This is a genomic window from Devosia sp., from assembly GCF_028290645.1.
Classification (GTDB): Bacteria; Pseudomonadota; Alphaproteobacteria; order Rhizobiales; family Devosiaceae; genus Devosia_A.
Genome location: NZ_JAQGJL010000362.1, coordinates 1 through 3,367, shown reverse-complemented (window position 1 = coordinate 3,367; position 3,367 = coordinate 1). Strand labels below are relative to the sequence as shown.

The following is a 3,367-nucleotide window of genomic DNA, read 5'->3' as shown; positions in this document are numbered from 1 at the left end:
GGATCATCGAGGTGTGGCCGGGGAGATATTCGCCCGCGATCGAGCCCTGCATGTTGCGCACTGCGCCGGCAAAGAAGCGCCAGCAATCGACGATCGCCGGGATTTCGTCGTTCCTCACCGCATTGATCGGCTTGCCGCAGTTCAGCGCCTCGAGCGCCGCGAACGCGTCCGCATCGTCCTCGATCGCCTGGGCGATCTTGAGCAGGTACCCCGAACGCTGGGCTGGCGTCGTCCGCGACCAGCCCTTGAACGCCCTTTCCGCCGCCGCGACCGCCGCATCGATCTGGCGATCCGAGGCTTCGGCGATGCCCTTGATCAGCTCCCCGGTCCGGGGATTGAGCACCTGCTCCTCGGTTTCCGTCCCCGCCTCGAAGCGCGCGCCGATCAGCATTTCGGTATTCATTGGTCTGTCTCCCGAACGATAGAACTGGGGGTCAACATGCGCCGGACCATCATTTGCCCACGCCCGCGACGGTCTGGTCGCCGCCGCGGCTGAAGTAGAAGGCGAGGAGGATCGGCAGCAGCGTGACGATCACCACCACCATGGCGACGACATTGGTCACCGGGCGCTGCCGCGGCCGCACCAGTTCCTCGAGCATCCAGATCGGCAGCGTCTGCTGCTGGCCGGCGGTGAAGGTGGTGACGATCACTTCGTCGAAGCTCAGCGCGAAGGCCAGCATGCCGCCCGCCAGCAGCGCCGTACCGATATTGGGCAGGATGATGTGGCGGAAGGTCTGGAACTTGTCGGCGCCGAGATCCATCGCCGCCTCGATCATCGACCCGGAGGTGCGGCGGAACCGCGCCACGGCATTGTTGTAGACGACGACGATACAGAAGGTCGCGTGGCCGAGTACGATCGTCCAGAACGAGAACGGAATCTCCATCAGGCTGAATGCCGACCTGAGCGAGATGCCGGTGATGATGCCGGGCAGGGCGATGGGGAGGATGACCAGCAGCGAGATCGTCTCCCGGCCGAAGAACTTCGAGCCCGAGACAGCCGCCGCACAGAGCGTCCCCAGCACCAGCGCAATCGCGGTGGAGACCGCCGCGACCTGCACCGACAGCGTCAGCGCCTGCCAGACATCGGGCCGGTTCCAGGTCACGGCGAACCACTTCAGCGTCAGCCCCGGGGGTGGCCACTGGTAGGTCCGCTCCTCGGACGAGAAGGCGTAGAGGAAGATCAGTGCGATCGGGGCGAGCATGAACAGCAGCCCGGCCGCGGCGGCGAGCTTCAGGCCCCAGGGTGCGCGGGCGTCAGCCCGCTGGCTGTCAGAGCGCATCGAACGCCCCCACGCGCTTGGCCATCCACAGATAGAGCCCCATGATCACGATTGGGACCACGGTGAAGGCCGCCGCCAGCGGGATGTTTCCTGCCGTGCCCTGGTGGGCATAGACCGCCTGGCCGATGAAATAGGCCGAGGTGCCGATGATCTGCGGGATGATGTAGTCGCCCAGGGTCAGCGAGAAGGTGAAGATGGAACCGGCGACAATGCCGGGCAGCGCCAGGGGGAAGATGACCTTCCAGAACGTCTGCAGCGGCGTTGCGCCGAGATCGGCGGAGGCGTCGAGGAGGTTGGTCGGCACCCGCTCGATCGCCGCCTGGATCGGCAGGATCATGTAGGGCATCCAGACATAGAGGAAGACGATGAAGGTGCCGGTATAGCTGATCGACAGCGAGTTGCCGCCGATCACCGGCAGCGACAGCCAGGCGTCCAGCAGCCAGGTCAGGCGCAGCTGCTCGAACACCCAGTTGAGGATGCCTTCCTTGGCGAGGATCAGCTTCCAGGCATAGACCTTGACCAGGTAGCTGGCCCAGAGCGGCAGCATGATCCCCAGGTAGAACAGCGCCTTCCATTTCCCCCGCGCATAGCGCGCCGCCATGTAGGCGATGGGGAACGCGATCAGCGCCGACGCGATCGTCACGACACTGGCCATGATCACGGTGCGGAGGATCACGTCGAGGTTCTGCGGCCGCAGCAACTCGGCATAGGTCTTGAGCGTGAACTCGTAGTTGATCAGGCCGGAGAACTCGTCGATCGAGAAGAAGCTCTGCAGCAGGAGCGCGAACAGCGAGCCGATGTAGACGATGCCGAGCCACAGCAGCGCCGGCAGCAGCAGCAGGAACACGAGCAGCTTCGGCCGCCGCCAGAACGCATCGCTGAGCGCGCCCAGAAGCCCGCGCTGGTTGGCGAGGATCGCGCCGGAACCGGTGGTTGCGACCGCGCTCATCCCTCGTCCTCCATCAGGTGCAGCGACTCCTTGGCGAAGCCGAGGGTCACGGTTTCTCCCTCGACCGGAAGGTCGTCGGCCGACGGCACCACGGCGTGGAGCAGGGTGCCATGGAGGTCGATGCCGAGCCGGGTCATGGCGCCGAGATAGGAGCGCGACATGACGGTGCCGCTCAGCGTCGAAAGCCCCCGGCCGGCACGGGTGACGTGGATCGCCTCGGGGCGCAGCGAGGCCCAGCGCCGTTCGCCGACGATGTTGTGGACGAAATCCGGGCCGAGCACGTTCGAGGAGCCGACGAAATCGGCGACGAAGCGCGAGCTGGGGTTGCGATAGATTTGCTCCGGGGTTCCGACCTGGATCAGCCGGCCGAAATTGAACACCGCCAGTCGGTCGGCCATCGACAGGGCCTCGCCCTGGTCGTGGGTGACGAAGACGAAAGTGATGCCGAGGGTCTTCTGCAGGGCTTTCAGCTCGTCCTGCATCTGCTCGCGCAGCTTGAGGTCCAGCGCCCCAAGCGGCTCGTCGAGCAGCAGCACCTTGGGCTTGTTGACGATGGCCCGGGCCAGCGCCACCCGTAGCCGCTGCCCGCCCGAAAGCTGCCCCGGGCGCCGATCGCCATAACCGCCGAGCTTTACCAGCTCCAGCGCCGCCTCGGCTTCGCGAGCCCTGGTGGCCGGGTCGACCTTGCGCAGCATCAGCGAGAACTCGACGTTTTCGCGCACATTCATGTGCGGGAACAGGGCATAGTCCTGGAACACGGTGTTGACGTTGCGGCGGTAGGGCGGCACGCCCTCGACCGCATCGCCGAAGATACGGATCTTCCCCGTCGTGGGCTGCTCGAACCCGGCGATCAGCCTGAGGCACGTGGTCTTGCCCGAGCCCGACGGCCCCAGCATGGCAAAGAACTCCCCCTCGCCAACGTCGAGGGTAACCTCGTCGAGGGCTTTTACCGCCCCGAAATGGCGCGAGACGTTCTGCAGGGAAACGGCGGATGTCATTGCGTGTAGCTACCCCCACCCTCGGTCCATCCCCACAAGGGGGAGGGATGCGACAGGTGCGCGTTCGGAGCTGAGCTTGCCACCATTTGTCAGCTCTTGCGTCTCCCTCCCCCTAGTGGGGAGGGATCAAGGGTGGGGGT

General features: G+C 65.6%; 4 protein-coding genes. All 4 read right to left on the bottom strand.

Annotated elements, in window-relative coordinates; translation table 11 throughout:
• Positions 1-403: aldehyde dehydrogenase family protein (locus tag JWQ89_RS19210; RefSeq protein WP_299643666.1), on the bottom strand; the 403-nt coding region annotated here is incomplete at its 3' end.
• Positions 404-452: 49 nt separating this feature from the next.
• Positions 453-1,280 (bottom strand): ABC transporter permease, encoded by an 828-nt coding sequence (locus JWQ89_RS19205; protein ID WP_299643663.1) that lies wholly within the window; start codon positions 1,278-1,280, stop codon positions 453-455.
• Entirely contained in the window at positions 1,270-2,229 is a 960-nt protein-coding gene (locus tag JWQ89_RS19200; RefSeq protein WP_299643661.1) for an ABC transporter permease, read from the bottom strand. Before JWQ89_RS19200 ends, JWQ89_RS19205 begins: the two co-directional genes overlap by 11 nt.
• Positions 2,226-3,227: an ABC transporter ATP-binding protein gene (locus JWQ89_RS19195; RefSeq protein ID WP_299643660.1), complete on the bottom strand. Its 1,002-nt coding sequence runs from the start codon at positions 3,225-3,227 to the stop codon at positions 2,226-2,228. The genes JWQ89_RS19200 and JWQ89_RS19195 overlap by 4 nt, the downstream gene beginning before the upstream one ends.
• Positions 3,228-3,367: the final 140 nt, after the last annotated feature.